At 36.8% G+C, this 13,216-nt stretch carries 13 protein-coding genes and 3 tRNA genes; 4 read left to right on the plus strand and 12 right to left on the minus strand.

The genetic code is table 11. The features are described 5' to 3' along the window. Positions 1 to 48 precede the first annotated feature (48 nt). The 6 genes from KO524_RS01335 to rlmN all read right to left on the minus strand — a co-directional run bounded on the left by KO524_RS01335 (position 49) and on the right by rlmN (position 7,024). The gene (locus KO524_RS01335; RefSeq protein ID WP_219288419.1) at positions 49 to 1,119 is read right to left on the minus strand and encodes a hypothetical protein; all 1,071 of its coding nucleotides are present in this window, start codon (positions 1,117 to 1,119) and stop codon (positions 49 to 51) included. A 29-nt stretch (positions 1,120 to 1,148) separates the two neighbouring features. Then, a complete protein-coding gene (locus tag KO524_RS01340; protein WP_219288421.1) occupies positions 1,149 to 1,796 on the minus strand; it encodes a hypothetical protein in 648 nt (215 codons plus the stop codon). Further along, complete coding sequence (locus KO524_RS01345; protein WP_255555087.1) at positions 1,775 to 2,344, minus strand: RNA polymerase sigma factor; 570 nt, start codon at positions 2,342 to 2,344, stop codon at positions 1,775 to 1,777. Before KO524_RS01345 ends, KO524_RS01340 begins: the two co-directional genes overlap by 22 nt. A gap of 79 nt (positions 2,345 to 2,423) precedes the next feature. Next, positions 2,424 to 4,820 carry a DUF5686 family protein gene (locus KO524_RS01350; protein WP_219288423.1) on the minus strand — a complete coding sequence of 799 codons (2,397 nt, stop codon included), beginning with the start codon at positions 4,818 to 4,820 and terminating at the stop codon, positions 2,424 to 2,426. Positions 4,821 to 4,889: 69 nt separating this feature from the next. After that, on the minus strand, positions 4,890 to 5,867 hold the full coding sequence (locus KO524_RS01355) for a polyprenyl synthetase family protein (RefSeq protein ID WP_219288636.1): 978 nt from the start codon (positions 5,865 to 5,867) through the stop codon (positions 4,890 to 4,892). Positions 5,868 to 5,983: 116 nt separating this feature from the next. Beyond that, a complete protein-coding gene (rlmN, locus tag KO524_RS01360) occupies positions 5,984 to 7,024 on the minus strand; it encodes a 23S rRNA (adenine(2503)-C(2))-methyltransferase RlmN (RefSeq protein ID WP_219288425.1) in 1,041 nt (346 codons plus the stop codon). 162 nt (positions 7,025 to 7,186) lie between these two features. Here rlmN and KO524_RS01365 point away from each other — a divergent pair, with 162 nt between their 5' ends. Then, positions 7,187 to 7,828: an O-methyltransferase gene (locus KO524_RS01365; protein WP_219288426.1), complete on the plus strand. Its 642-nt coding sequence runs from the start codon at positions 7,187 to 7,189 to the stop codon at positions 7,826 to 7,828. A 64-nt stretch (positions 7,829 to 7,892) separates the two neighbouring features. Here KO524_RS01365 and KO524_RS01370 read toward each other — a convergent pair whose 3' ends face one another. The 3 genes from KO524_RS01370 to KO524_RS01380 all read right to left on the minus strand — a co-directional run bounded on the left by KO524_RS01370 (position 7,893) and on the right by KO524_RS01380 (position 9,596). Next, on the minus strand, positions 7,893 to 8,450 hold the full coding sequence (locus KO524_RS01370) for a phosphatase PAP2 family protein (RefSeq protein ID WP_219288428.1): 558 nt from the start codon (positions 8,448 to 8,450) through the stop codon (positions 7,893 to 7,895). 1 nt (position 8,451) lies between these two features. Further along, entirely contained in the window at positions 8,452 to 8,751 is a 300-nt protein-coding gene (locus tag KO524_RS01375) for a twin-arginine translocase TatA/TatE family subunit (RefSeq protein WP_219288430.1), read from the minus strand. Between the two features lie 98 nt (positions 8,752 to 8,849). After that, positions 8,850 to 9,596, minus strand: coding sequence for a hypothetical protein (locus KO524_RS01380; protein WP_219288432.1), 747 nt, complete (start codon positions 9,594 to 9,596; stop codon positions 8,850 to 8,852). A gap of 244 nt (positions 9,597 to 9,840) precedes the next feature. Here KO524_RS01380 and pepE point away from each other — a divergent pair, with 244 nt between their 5' ends. Then, a complete protein-coding gene (gene pepE / locus KO524_RS01385) occupies positions 9,841 to 10,548 on the plus strand; it encodes a dipeptidase PepE (RefSeq protein ID WP_219288434.1) in 708 nt (235 codons plus the stop codon). A 190-nt stretch (positions 10,549 to 10,738) separates the two neighbouring features. Further along, on the plus strand, positions 10,739 to 12,088 hold the full coding sequence (locus KO524_RS01390) for an acyl-CoA dehydrogenase family protein (protein ID WP_219288436.1): 1,350 nt from the start codon (positions 10,739 to 10,741) through the stop codon (positions 12,086 to 12,088). Positions 12,089 to 12,181: 93 nt separating this feature from the next. On the opposite strand, the gene KO524_RS01395 is transcribed toward KO524_RS01390, so the two are convergent. The 3 genes from KO524_RS01395 to KO524_RS01405 all read right to left on the minus strand — a co-directional run bounded on the left by KO524_RS01395 (position 12,182) and on the right by KO524_RS01405 (position 12,473). Further along, a tRNA-Gly gene (locus KO524_RS01395) sits at positions 12,182 to 12,254 on the minus strand. Positions 12,255 to 12,287: 33 nt separating this feature from the next. Further along, positions 12,288 to 12,363, minus strand: a tRNA-Gly gene (locus KO524_RS01400). A 34-nt stretch (positions 12,364 to 12,397) separates the two neighbouring features. Continuing rightward, positions 12,398 to 12,473: transfer RNA gene (locus KO524_RS01405), tRNA-Gly, on the minus strand. A gap of 257 nt (positions 12,474 to 12,730) precedes the next feature. Between KO524_RS01405 and KO524_RS01410 the strand changes: the two genes are divergently transcribed. Further along, positions 12,731 to 13,204, plus strand: a complete 474-nt coding sequence (locus KO524_RS01410) for a transcriptional regulator (RefSeq protein WP_219288438.1) — start codon at positions 12,731 to 12,733, stop codon at positions 13,202 to 13,204. Positions 13,205 to 13,216: the final 12 nt, after the last annotated feature.

A 13,216-nucleotide genomic window follows, 5' to 3' on the forward strand; every position in this document is an offset into this window, starting at 1 on the left:
GGTTAATACAAAAGTAAAAAGACAGCTGCTGCTGTCTTTTTATACTAATCAATTGAAATCTGCCCGAATACCCAATGAAATATTGTTTTGATCGATGCTGTTTGATTTAAAAAGCGGACTGATATCGTATTTTGAATACAGGCTAAAAGCGCGATAACCCACATATGCACTAGCGCCATATACAAAATCATTGGTACGGAAGTCGTTTTTATTCTTTACTTTATATTGTTCTCCGTCCTCATTGTATTTCAATATCTGTTTGGTTTTAATATTAAAACCGGCATATCCACCTATTCCCATGTGAAAACCTTTTTTATTGCGAACTGTTTTTCTAACTCCATCAGCATTTAACTCGGTAGGCGAGAAATCAAATTCTAAATGCACGGGTATTACTAAATTTAAGTTCCTGAATCGCGACTCCTTAAGGTTTTTGTCGTAAATCTCGAGATGGGTTTGCATATCGTTTTTTACAAAATAACGATTAGCCGTTGGCCTTAGATTATTATACATCATCGACAACCCGTATTTTAAATGCAACAGATTGTCTTCTTTAAATAATCTACTGGTATACGTCCATCCAATTTCATAAAAATGCGATCCAAAATATCTGAAATCCGAATGAGCTACAGCGCCATCAGTCATTAAATTATTAAGCCCCATTGCAAATACCAACTGAGAAGTCGTTCGCTTCCACGGCCGTTCTACACCTTTCTTTATTCCCAATTTATAATCCGTAAATACATCGCTTTCTCCACCACTTACTAAGGAGTCTGAATAAATACTTGGCTCGACTTGCGACAAACCTAAAGTTACTTTTTCTTTAACCAGCTGGTCAAGCACTACTTTTTCCTGACTGATTCTGTCCTCAATTTGCTTAGCATGTAACACCGCTAGTTGTTGCTTGGCCAATACCGCTTGATCAAAAGTAATTTCGCCCTTTTGCAAGGATTCATTGATTTGGTCGATTTTCAATTTTAACGTTTTTTTCTCCTCTCTAGTTATCGTTTCCATATTCATTGAAACACGTTGAACTTGAGCTTCAAACTGCTTTTCCTGTGCTTGTAAACCCGTAAAAAACAGGCATACTCCGAGCACTGCATAAAAATATCTCTTTTGCATAAGGGGGTTGTATTTAAAAAATTGGTTATTTATTTGTAATTCCTGTTCGCAAAGTTTGATTTTGCGCTTTTAAAATTTCGTTTTAACTGATCAAAAACGGTTTCTCTGTATTCTACTTTTAACTCGCTTTCTACTTCCATAAGCAACGAATTCGGGTCTACTTTAAAACTTTTGATATGGGTAGGTTCTAATGCCAATATGGTTATGGAATCCAAATCAAATTCATCATTAACAACATAAGTCTCACTGAAAACCGATGTTTTTGGCGCTTCGGATTGCGCCTGCTGTGGTTTTAAATCAGCCCCTTTAAAGTCTTTACTCGGCACTGACGTCGTCGAGACTACCGCTACTGTCGTCAGCGGCTTAACTCGATCCATATCCCTGCTTTCCTGTTGTTTGATATGTTGTTCGTCTATTATTACTACGGGGAATTCCTTTTCAATTGATTCGTCTGAAATCCCGACCTTCGACGTTGAAAATAGAAAGAATGCAGTAACGCCCAGGAACAACACTACACTCGCTGCTATCAAATACCACGAAACTCCGTTTTTTTTGTTTACCACTTGCTGTTGCTCTAAACCGGCTTCAATTTTAGACCACAAATCCGGGGACGGCTCTAAAGTCTGATGGTCAAGCTTCTTTTTAATTGTTTCCTCTATTTTGCTCCACTGCTCCATATTCCTTTATTTATTGTCAACAATTGCCTTTGTAATATTTTTCTCGCTTGGGCTAATTGCGATTTAGAAGTTCCTTCTTGAATACCCAATAATTTTGCTATCTCGACATGCTTGTATCCCTCTATAACAAAAAGATTAAAAACCATTCTCGCGCCTGTTGGCAATTGGTCTATGAAACACTGTATTTCGGCAACCCCCATATCACTATCAAAACTCCCTTCTTCCACTACTTCGCTATAAACCTGATCTTCCAAAAAAAGAACCTTTTTTTCACTCCTTAAAAAAGACAACGACTCATTAACCATAATACGTCGAATCCAGCCTTCAAAATTTCCCTTATTTTCAAAATCCACCACATGCCGAAAGACCTTAACAAACCCTCCGACCATGACGTGTTCTGCTTGCTGAACATCCCGAACATATTGCCTACAAACACTCAACATCCTCGGTGCATACCGATGATAAACATCGTGTTGCGCCATTCGATCATTCTCTTTTAGAAGGACGATTAATTCATGGGGGTTGTTACTAATTGGTATTACTTTCAAAATATATAAGGACTTCTATTTACATAGACGCTATTCCACGCAAAAAGGTTGTATCGAGTATTGATTCTTTTTTTAAATATTATTTTACACTAAAGTTAAAAGCTAATTTTAAAGCCACATTATCGTTCAATCCTGGGTAAGCCGTAGGACCGTATCGATAAAATACTCCGATTCCTAAACCTAAAGACCCTATGTTTAAATAATTCATCGAAATCAAATTGCCCAATTGCAATCCTGTTTCCATAAACACTTGGTCTTTTTGACGGTAAGGCATCAGTAAATAGCTTGTACTTTTAGTTAGATTCCCCCAACTTAAGTTATTATGTAGTGCAATTTGAGGCTGAAACTTTCCGGTTTTAAAAAGTAGCGACCCAAATTCATGAGACGTAAATACACTGACATAAGTATCGGATAAAAATTCGTAGGGACGCATGGTTTGAAAAGTATTTGTAATCAGATAAGGCAAATCCTTGTCATAACTCCCCTCCCCAGTAAACAACAAGCCATAAGGCAAAGGCGAATCAATATATCCTCCTTCTAATCTATAAGTGCTTTTTCCTAAGTTTTTAACGAAGAAAGACTGCTCTACGGCTGCTTCAAATTTATTGTATTTTAAACTTCCGTCCAACAAACCGTCAAGACCTCTGTAATATGACAAGTGAATAACTGGATACACCGTACCCATACTTACATTTCGTTTACCCGTATTGACTAGTTTCTCTTTATAGGCGTATCGAAAATTAACTGAAAACTGTGTATTGGTATATGGCCTAAATGAACCTCCTTCTTGATCAAAATCATATAATGGTGAAATTTTAGAATTGCTCAGCGACAGCCTCCATCGGCCATACAACAACATTCTGAAGTTCGCCGTAACACTACTTTCTTCTATTTTGTCCATTCGATACGCCAAGATTCCACGCCATCCTCCAAATAGCCTGTCGGAATATTCAAAACCGTGATTTCCAACTTCAACGAGATTGTTTTGATATTTTGCACCTATAGTAAAATCATCAATGGGTGAAATTTTATAAATCCCCTCAAAACCATATTTCCATCGGTAATCTTTTAGTCCATATCCTATAAAACCACCAAAAGATAAATTTTTAAAAACATCTTCATTGGTATAAGCACCCAAGCCCAATCTAAAACCTTCAAATTCGTTATAAATCAACATCTTTGTAATATCTAAATCCACGTATTTAAAGCCTATTTTTCCCGTTGAAAATTTATCTAAACCGTTAAGCACCTGATCAAACTTATATTTATGACCAATACTATCCAGAAACATATAGGTTTGTATCTCCGCTGTTTGGAGAGGTAATACTCTGTGTCGATTCCAAAACGCGCTATCTTGTTGGGAGGCATTTTCGTCCATACGCACAGTAATTCTGCCAAAATCTCTCTTTTGTAGCGGAACGTCAAATTGAACCCCGTCAATATAACTTTTGCCTTCCATTACTATATTTTGGGTTACTGAAGGTGAAGCCAACATGGTTACCGTATAATTCAACTGTTGTGGAAACCAATATGTATTATCCAAAAACACATATTGCTGCTGAATTTTAATATCCATCTTCCCCTTTTCAAAAGGTGTCGCGATTACATTTTGAATTGCATAGGTATTGGTATTAATATACAATACACCTTGTAGCCCTTCAAAGTTTTTATTGGCCAAGGGTTTATACGAAATCAAATGTATGGTATCCGATCCTTGACTCCAACTGTCCTCCAGAACAAACTTGTATTTTGAAAGACTGCCTTTGCTTATCGGATTAAGATAATAGAGGTCGAACAATTTAATATTGTCATCGTAAAAAGAGAAAGGTTGCAAATCCGTAGCCAAGGCGGCAAATGTTGGATTTTTAAGCCCCGACACTCGGGTAGCTTTGACGACTTCTTCGTTCCAATCTGGCGCTAAGAATTTGCGTTCGGTCACGGATTCCATCAAAAACAGATTGCCTCCTTTAAACAGTTCTTTGAGTTTAATAGTATCATCCGAATTCTGGCTTTTGATATCCATGACCATCTTATTGTAGGAGGTATACTGGAAGGCAGCAATTTTTTCGGGATTATTTTTGGCTTTATTCGCCAACACCTCTTTCATGATTCTATGAGCGGGATTCTCAGACAACGGAATAATTAACTCCTGCAATTTTTCAGTACTAGGTTGCATTGCTATACGAATATTTTTCTCGGTGGCAGACACGGTGGCCGTAACGGTGGTGTAGCCAATAAAACTACTGCTAACCGCAGTAATCGGTTGAGAAGCATAATAGTTAAAATGCCCATCTATATCTGTCATTACAGCCCACTGTTGATTTTGATTAAAAACAATGGTAGCAAATGCTAAGGGTTCTTGATTTTGCCCATCAACAACCTGTCCGCTAAAATAAAATGGCTGTGCGTGCAAGCTAGAGCTAAAAACTACAAGAAAGAAAATTAATAGGGTCGTGAGATAATAGTGATCCTTCATTATTGTCCATGTGAGTTATACACATAAGACCCGAAAAAGAGTGAAAAGTTACATAAAAAACAAATAATCTTATTTTTTACGTTCAATTACATAATTAACCATCAGGATTAAAGCCTCTTTATAAGAAGAATTTGGGAAGGGTTGCAGTAGCTGAAGTGCTTCTTTTTGAAATTCAATCATTTTGTGTTCAGCATAAACCAAACCCTCTTTTTGTTTCACAAAATCAATAACTTCGCGAACGCGTTTTTTGTCTTTATTGTGGTTTTTTACCGAATTGATCAACCAGCGTTTTTCTTTTTTATCAGAATGATTTAGAGCATAAATCAAGGGTAATGTCATTTTTTGCTCTTTGATATCTATACCGGTTGGCTTTCCTATTGGACCGTCGGTATAATCAAACAAATCATCCTTAATCTGAAATGCCATTCCGATTAATTCACCGAATTTCCGCATGTTTTCGATATATTCAGAGTGTTCAGGCAAAACAGATGCGGCACCTAAAGAACAACAAGCTGCAATAAGTGTAGCTGTTTTCTGTCGGATGATTTCGTAATACACTTCTTCTGTAATATCTAACCTTCTCGCTTTTTCAATTTGCAACAATTCTCCTTCGCTCATCTCTCGTACAGCTACAGAAATAATTTTCAGTAAATCAAAATCATTGTTATCAATAGAAAGCAAGAGACCTTTAGACAACAGATAATCGCCAACCAAAACCGCAATTTTATTTTTCCACAACGCATTTAAGGAAAAGAACCCTCTACGTTTGTTACTATCGTCCACAACATCGTCATGAACTAAAGTAGCTGTATGAATAAGTTCAATAACCGAAGCACCTCTATATGTTCGCTCATTAACTTCCCCAGCCACCATTTTGGCTGTTAGAAAAACAAACATTGGGCGCATTTGTTTTCCCTTTCGGTTAACAATATAATAAGTGATTCGATTGAGTAAGGCTACTTTAGAAGCCATAGACTTATGGAACTTTTTTTCAAAAAGTTCCATTTCATTTAAAATCGGCTGTTTTATTTGCTCAACTATATTCATCGTAGTCAAAAATACAATTTTTAAGGAGTTTACATACCTTTAAAATCGAATAATTATTTTAAAAGCAACTGTTCCAAAAATCAGTGATGACTCTTATCATTACTAATTCACGCTGATTACGATTTATTCGCCAATTGCCCACAAGCGGCATCGATGTCTTTACCGCGACTTCTACGTACTTTAGCAACAATGTCATTGCGTTCAAGAGTTCGAATATAGTTATCTATCGCACTGGAGTCGGCTTGTTGAAACTTACCGTCATCAATGGGATTATATTCAATTAAATTCACCTTGCAGGGTACATACTTACAAAATTTCACCAAGGCATCGATGGATTTTTTATCGTCGTTGATTCCTTTCCAAACCACATATTCATACGTAATACGGCTGCGTGTTTTTGAGTACCAATACTCTAAACTTTCGCGAAGTTCTTGAAGTGGAAAATTCTTGGCAAAGGGCATAATATCCGCACGAATTTCATCAATTGCAGAATGTAACGATACCGCTAATTTAAACTTAACCTCATCATCAGCCAGTTTTTTAATCATTTTGGGAATCCCTGAAGTAGAAACGGTAATGCGTTTGGGCGACATTCCCATCCCTTCGCTAGAAGTAATCTTTTCTATCGCTTTTTGAACGTTGTTATAGTTCATCAAAGGTTCTCCCATGCCCATAAAGACAATATTTGAAAGTGGTCGTCCAAAAAGCTGACGGCTTTCTTGATCAATGGCAAGCACCTGATCGTAAATTTCATCAGGGTTTAAATTTCGCATTCGCTTTAATTGAGCCGTTGCACAGAAAGTACAATCCAAACTACAACCTACTTGGCTCGAAACACAAGCGGTAGTACGTGTATTGGTAGGAATCAATACCGACTCCACGATTAATCCATCGTGCAAACGGACGGCATTCTTAACCGTTCCATCGGAACTTTGTTGCCTTTGATCCACGTTGATGTGGTTAATAACAAAATGCGCCTCCAACATTTGGCGACTTTCCTTAGAAAGATTACTCATGTCTTCAAAACCATGAGCCCCTTTACTCCACAACCATTCGTACACTTGATTTCCTCTAAACGACTTATCTCCTTGAGTTACAAAGAACTCACGCAGTTGTTCTTTAGTTAGAGATCTGATATCTTTTTTTTCCACTTGCATGGCGCAAAGGTAAAGATTTTTCGTTTTAAATACTTGATATTATTTGCAGATTCGTCTATACGCGAATTTGCATAGTCGCAACTGCATCGTTTACTAATGAACTGTTTACTAGAAACTTTATTTATCTTTGCCGAATATAGCAAATTCTAAATCACGTTAAAAATGCATTTTATATCGCCACAATTAGAAAATTATGTACTACAACATTCGGAAAACGAGCCCGATCTACTAGCGCAACTCAATAGAGAAACACATCAAAAAGTACTTAGACCCCGTATGTTAAGCGGTCATTTTCAAGGACGTGTTCTGAGTGTATTGTCTAAAATAATCGCTCCTAAACACATTTTAGAAATCGGTACCTATACTGGTTATTCAACCCTATGCTTGGCAGAAGGCTTACTTCAAGGAGGCACTTTAGATACCATTGATATCAATGAAGAATTGATAGATATCCAAAGAAAGTATTTTGATTTATCGCCATATGCTACTCAAATAACTCAACACTTAGGCAGTGCTATTGACATCATCCCTAGCTTGGATAAGAAGTTTGACTTGGTTTTTATAGATGCCGACAAACCCAATTATTGCAATTATTTTGAATTGATTGTTCCCAAAATGAATCCTGGTGGCGTCATTTTATCAGATAATGTTTTGTGGTCTGGAAAAGTATTGGAAGAAATCGAAGCCAATGATAAAAGCACCATCATCATAGACAACTACAATAAGTTACTAAAAAACGATCCCCGTGTGGAAACGGTTTTATTACCTATACGTGACGGTATCACCGTAAGTCGTGTTTTATAAAAAAAGGGCACAAAAAAAGGGCTGGTATCTCATGGATATCAGCCCTTTTCGTTGCTTTTAAAAACTAAAAATTATATTTTCTTTCCGCATACTGAAATAGTTTATAACACAGGCTGCCCATAACAAGCCCCGCCATGTATCCCACTAATATATCTCCTGGGAAATGCAAAGACAAATATATTCTACTGTATGCAAAAACCAATGGAAAAATAAACACTAAAAAAGCATATTTATAAAATCTGCGTAAAATCAAAAACAGAAACAACATCGTTGCCGTAGAATTAGAAGCGTGTCCAGAAAAGAAACTATAAGTATCACTACATTTCACTACCCTAATAATTCCGTTGATATCTAAATCGTTACACGGACGTAAGCGCTGTACATTATATTTAACCAAATTGGTAAATTGATCGGTACATAAAATCAATAATGCCAAAAATAAGATGGTTATCCCTAGCTTTTTCCAACCTAATTTCTTGTATAAAAAATACATTACAATTAAGAAAAACGGAATCCAATTAAGCTGTTTGGTGATAAACAACCAAAATGGATCGAAAGTCTCTGATCCAAAACTATTTAAAAAGACCAGCAATTGCTTGTCTAACTGAATTAATGTTTCCAAACTATAATTGTCTTTTTATTGGTCCGGTGATATTTTCCAAATCCTCTTTTGTCTTATTAATTTCATTTTTGATATCCGATGTTGGATCGATATCAAAATTTAGAGTTTCTTTAATTTCGTCCGCAATACCTGATTCCTCAGCACTTTTCTTGATTTCGCTTTTAATATCGTTCGTCGCATTTTTTAATTGAGACATGGCTTTAGCAAATGTTCGAGCCATTTCAGGCACTTTATCCGAACCGAACAACATCAAAATAACTAAAATGATAAAGAATATCTCTCCCCCTCCAATTCCAAACATAATTGAAAATTTTATTTTTTCGTAGAATGCAAAGCTACAAAGATTTATAAACGTATGTTGTAATTATAACGGAAAACCTTTCGTTAAATTTTAAAAAACTAATTTTTAGGATTCCCCTTTTTATCTTTTTCCTGAATCATCTCTAAGAATCCCAGCGCCAAATCACCTAATCGCAACTGCAATGAAGCTTTAGCAACTCCCTTTGCATTCAACAATGACAAGACTTCCGGATCGGATACGGCATTATATACAAAACCCATCACATATGCGTCTGGAATACCGTAGTTCTCGCGAATAAATTTTTCGTCAAAAATGCGTAATAGTTTTTCCTTTCGCATTTCTTCTTGCTCGTATTTCAGTGCTTTTTTCAGCATTTTTGTACGTCCAGTAATGGCATTGACAATCATGTCAATAGGAATTAAACCCCCTCCGGAATTCGCCGTGTACAGTCGCCTTTCTGCCGGTGTCAATATTTTCCTACCCTTGGGAACTATCCCCAAAGATTCTGCAGTAACTTTATAAATCATGATTTCGCTCAATTGATACGATAAATCATTTTCTTCTAAGGGTATAAAAAGCATCTCCTTTTTTAAATCTAACTCATCCAAGGTTCTGCGATATCCTATAAAAAGTGAGCCCGAAAACATCAAGGTATCGTTTGCCTTACCCATCAATTCAAAATAACCTCCCTTACGACTCAACACCGATTCACCAGTATTGACATTGGCAATATAAATGCCACTCAACAATTTTGAACGAGAAACAATTTTACCCTGAAGCAATTCTCTCTCTTGAGAAAATGCCGTAAATGAAAAAAATAAAAACAAAAAAAGAATGCCTCTCATTTAATTAATCAATTATAATTTGACGGTAAAATTATCCGAATAATCCACATCTAGAACTTCTGCATGGGTAAATTTATGTTAAATGTGAATTTACAAACAATTCATCAAAATGAATAGCTATTGTATAAACTATCCTTTAATCGTACTTTTGATTTAAATTGCCTCCATTGTAATCCTTATAAAACAACAAATCCTTCTTATCAATAAAATCACATCTTATATCCGCTTAAATGCATATCAACTCATGAAAAAAATAATCATAGCGAGCACCTCTACCTTACACGATGGGGACTATTTGGACTATTTGTTACCAGAATTAAAAACATTTTTCAAACAAGTTAAAACTTTGACTTTTATTCCTTTTGCAAGGCCTAGCGGTATTTCACATGAAGACTATACCGCAAAAGTACAGTTAGCCTTTTCCAAAATCGGAATTGAAGTTAAAGGCCTGCATGAATTTGAAGACCCTTTACTTGGCTTACAAGAAGCCGAAGCCATTTTTACGGGTGGCGGTAATACTTTTTTATTGGTAAAACAACTTTATGATCACGGTCTGATGCCAACGCTAATTGAAACCGTTAAGTCTGGAACGCCCTATTTGGGAACCAGTGCCGGTAGCAATATCTGTGGACTGACTATGGAAACTACCAATGATATGCCAATCATTTACCCTCCTTCCTTTCAAACTTTGGGATTGGTTCCCTTTAACATCAATCCGCATTATTTAGATCCCGACCCCGACTCCAAACACATGGGTGAAACTCGCGAAACGCGCATACATGAATTTCATCAATTTAATTCACAACCCGTGATTGGATTGAGAGAAGGAAGTTGGATTGAAGTTTTGGGCGATTGCATCACATTAAGAGGGCAACTGACCGCGAGAATATTTAGAAAAAATCAAATTCCAAAAGAAATCGAAACCGCCAGCTCACTCTCTAATTTAAATTAGAAAAAATAATTTCCACATTACAAAAAGGTTTGTTTTAGATCTATTTTAGAACAAACCTTATATTAATTCGCGGTTTTCACAGCTGAAAATTAATTTTTCGTAAAATAATAGTTAAATATATCCTATTTTTACAAGTTCGCTTTTAAATTTTACGTACCTTAAACATGAAATAACAACCCAATCATTTACTATGTTTAAGAAAATTCGAAATACGGTTCAATTACTTCGTTCAATAGATCTGGAGCAACTAGCATCTTTATCTGAAAAGGTTGATTTATCAGAAATCGTCAATTCCGTATCTCAGATGGATGAGACCCAATTAAAGGGATTGTCAAAAATGCTATCCAGCCAGAACAAAACGAAGGAACTTCCACCTATAGATGCCGATTTTTATAAAATGGACCAAAAGTTATCCGCAGAAGACCGCTTACTACAATTAAAAGTACGGGCTTTTATGGAAGACGAAATTCAACCGCTCGTCAACGACTATTGGCTACACGACGAGTTTCCGATGGAAATCATCCCTAAACTCGCTCAGTTAAACGTTTGTGGACTTACTTTTGAAGGATATGGTTGTGCTGGCAGATCATCATTAATGGAAGGCATTATTGCCAGTGAGATGGCGCGAATCGATACCTCTATCGCTACTTTTTTTGGCGTTCAGAGCGGGCTAGCCATGGGCTCCATTTACTATTGTGGCTCTGACGCGCAAAAGGCGGAGTGGCTACCAAAAATGCAACAAATGAAAACCATTGGTGCCTTTGGACTAACGGAACCCGATGTTGGATCCGGGGTTGCTGGAGGACTAACTACTACAGCAAAAAAAACAGCAAACGGCTGGGTTTTAAACGGCCAAAAAAAATGGATTGGCAACGCAACCTTCGCTGATTTAATTATTATATGGGCCCGCGATGTCGACGATAATCAAGTCAAGGGGTTTCTTGTAAAAAAAGACAATCCCGGTTTTGAGGTTGAAAAAATTAAGGGGAAAATGGCATTGAGAATTGTTCAAAACGGACTCATCACCCTAAAGGACTGTGTCGTTGAGGAAAAAGACCGCCTTCAAAATGCAAACTCTTTTAAGGATACCGCTAAAGTACTTCAAAAAACGCGCGCTGGTGTGGCCTGGATGGCTGTTGGCTGTGCAAGAGGGGCTTATGAAAACGCTTTGGATTACACTCGAAAAAGAAAACAATTCGGAAAACCAATTGCTTCTTTTCAATTGATCCAAAACCATCTGGTTGAAATGCTTTCCAATTTAACCGCTATGCAAACCTTGGTATTTCGCCTTTCTCAATTACAAGATCAAGACTTACTAAAAGACGAACACGCTTCTTTGGCTAAAGTTTTCTGTAGCCTAAGAACTCGAGATATAGTTTCTAAAGCCAGAGAAGTAATGGGAGGCAATGGAATATTACTAGAACATAATGTCGCCCGATTCCTAGCCGACGCAGAAGCGATTTATTCCTATGAAGGAACTAAGGAAATCAACTCGTTGATTGTTGGGCGAAGTATTACTGGTTTTTCAGCATTCGTATAAAACAGCACAAAAAATAAAGAATGAAACTTAATGTTCTTTGACAAATAAAGGTAAAAAAAAAGCCTTATCTTATAGATAAGGCTTTAACTGCAGAGCGGAAGACGAGGCTCGAACTCGCGACAACCAGCTTGGAAGGCTGGAGCTCTACCAACTGAGCTACTTCCGCAGGTGATGATCTTTTAAAACTTTCATCCAGTTTTGGAGCGGAAGACGAGGCTCGAACTCGCGACAACCAGCTTGGAAGGCTGGAGCTCTACCAACTGAGCTACTTCCGCAATATGATGATCTTTTAAAACTGTCATCCAGTTTTGGAGCGGAAGACGAGGCTCGAACTCGCGACAACCAGCTTGGAAGGCTGGAGCTCTACCAACTGAGCTACTTCCGCATTAATGTGGGTGCAAATATAACGCTATTTTTGAATTTTAAACAAACCTTTTTAAAGATTTTTTTCAATTTCAGACAACATATCAAATTAACCTCTAAAAATCAATCCATTAAAAAAGTAAAAAAATAATCGAACGAAGCATAGGAACCCTTTTTACCCCAAACCGCAACAAAACTTCCACTAAATTAAGAAAACTTTAAGTTCGATTGGTTTTGTTTTTACCGAACTAACTGTACTTTTGTACAAAATTTTGAAAGATGAAGCATGAAAAGGAATTAATAGAATTTTTCCAAGATTACTGCGCCCATCATGAAACCATGTATAATTATTCGCCTTTAACCGCAAAGATATATACATACCTGATGCTCAGCAGCGATCGAGAGGGAATAACATTTGATGAGATCGTCGAAAAGTTAAACGCGAGTAAAAGCTCCGTTTCTAGCAGCTTAAATACCCTAGTTAATAATGCACATGTCGAACATTTTAATAAAATCGATGAGCGCAAAAGATATTTCCGCGTTAATCCAGACTATTTAACCATACGTTTGAATACCATAAGAGATATACTTGCAAAAGAAAAAAATCTGGCCTATCGCCTACAAGAATACAAAGCAACTAAAACGGCAGAAACCAAGCCATGTCAAATGAAAATGGGCATTTACATTGAGCACTTAGAAAAAGCCACCCATGAATTAACCAATACTATTGAAAAATTAAAAAATTCAAATTAACAATCATTATAA

The sequence above is a fragment of the Flavobacterium sp. NKUCC04_CG genome (assembly GCF_019345525.1).
Taxonomy (GTDB): Bacteria; Bacteroidota; Bacteroidia; order Flavobacteriales; family Flavobacteriaceae; genus Flavobacterium.

What these genes read in the sequence shown, in the direction of transcription:
- KO524_RS01410 (WP_219288438.1), top strand. Translation starts at nt 12,731, where the DNA reads ATGAAGCATGAAAAGGAATTAATAGAATTTTTCCAAGATTACTGCGCC.
- KO524_RS01350 (WP_219288423.1), bottom strand. Translation starts at nt 4,820, where the DNA reads ATGAAGGATCACTATTATCTCACGACCCTATTAATTTTCTTTCTTGTA.
- KO524_RS01355 (WP_219288636.1), bottom strand. Translation starts at nt 5,867, where the DNA reads ATGAATATAGTTGAGCAAATAAAACAGCCGATTTTAAATGAAATGGAA.
- KO524_RS01365 (WP_219288426.1), top strand. Translation starts at nt 7,187, where the DNA reads ATGCATTTTATATCGCCACAATTAGAAAATTATGTACTACAACATTCG.
- KO524_RS01340 (WP_219288421.1), bottom strand. Translation starts at nt 1,796, where the DNA reads ATGGAGCAGTGGAGCAAAATAGAGGAAACAATTAAAAAGAAGCTTGAC.
- KO524_RS01390 (WP_219288436.1), top strand. Translation starts at nt 10,739, where the DNA reads ATGTTTAAGAAAATTCGAAATACGGTTCAATTACTTCGTTCAATAGAT.
- KO524_RS01380 (WP_219288432.1), bottom strand. Translation starts at nt 9,596, where the DNA reads ATGAGAGGCATTCTTTTTTTGTTTTTATTTTTTTCATTTACGGCATTT.
- KO524_RS01375 (WP_219288430.1), bottom strand. Translation starts at nt 8,751, where the DNA reads ATGTTTGGAATTGGAGGGGGAGAGATATTCTTTATCATTTTAGTTATT.
- pepE (WP_219288434.1), top strand. Translation starts at nt 9,841, where the DNA reads ATGAAAAAAATAATCATAGCGAGCACCTCTACCTTACACGATGGGGAC.
- KO524_RS01335 (WP_219288419.1), bottom strand. Translation starts at nt 1,119, where the DNA reads ATGCAAAAGAGATATTTTTATGCAGTGCTCGGAGTATGCCTGTTTTTT.
- rlmN (WP_219288425.1), bottom strand. Translation starts at nt 7,024, where the DNA reads ATGCAAGTGGAAAAAAAAGATATCAGATCTCTAACTAAAGAACAACTG.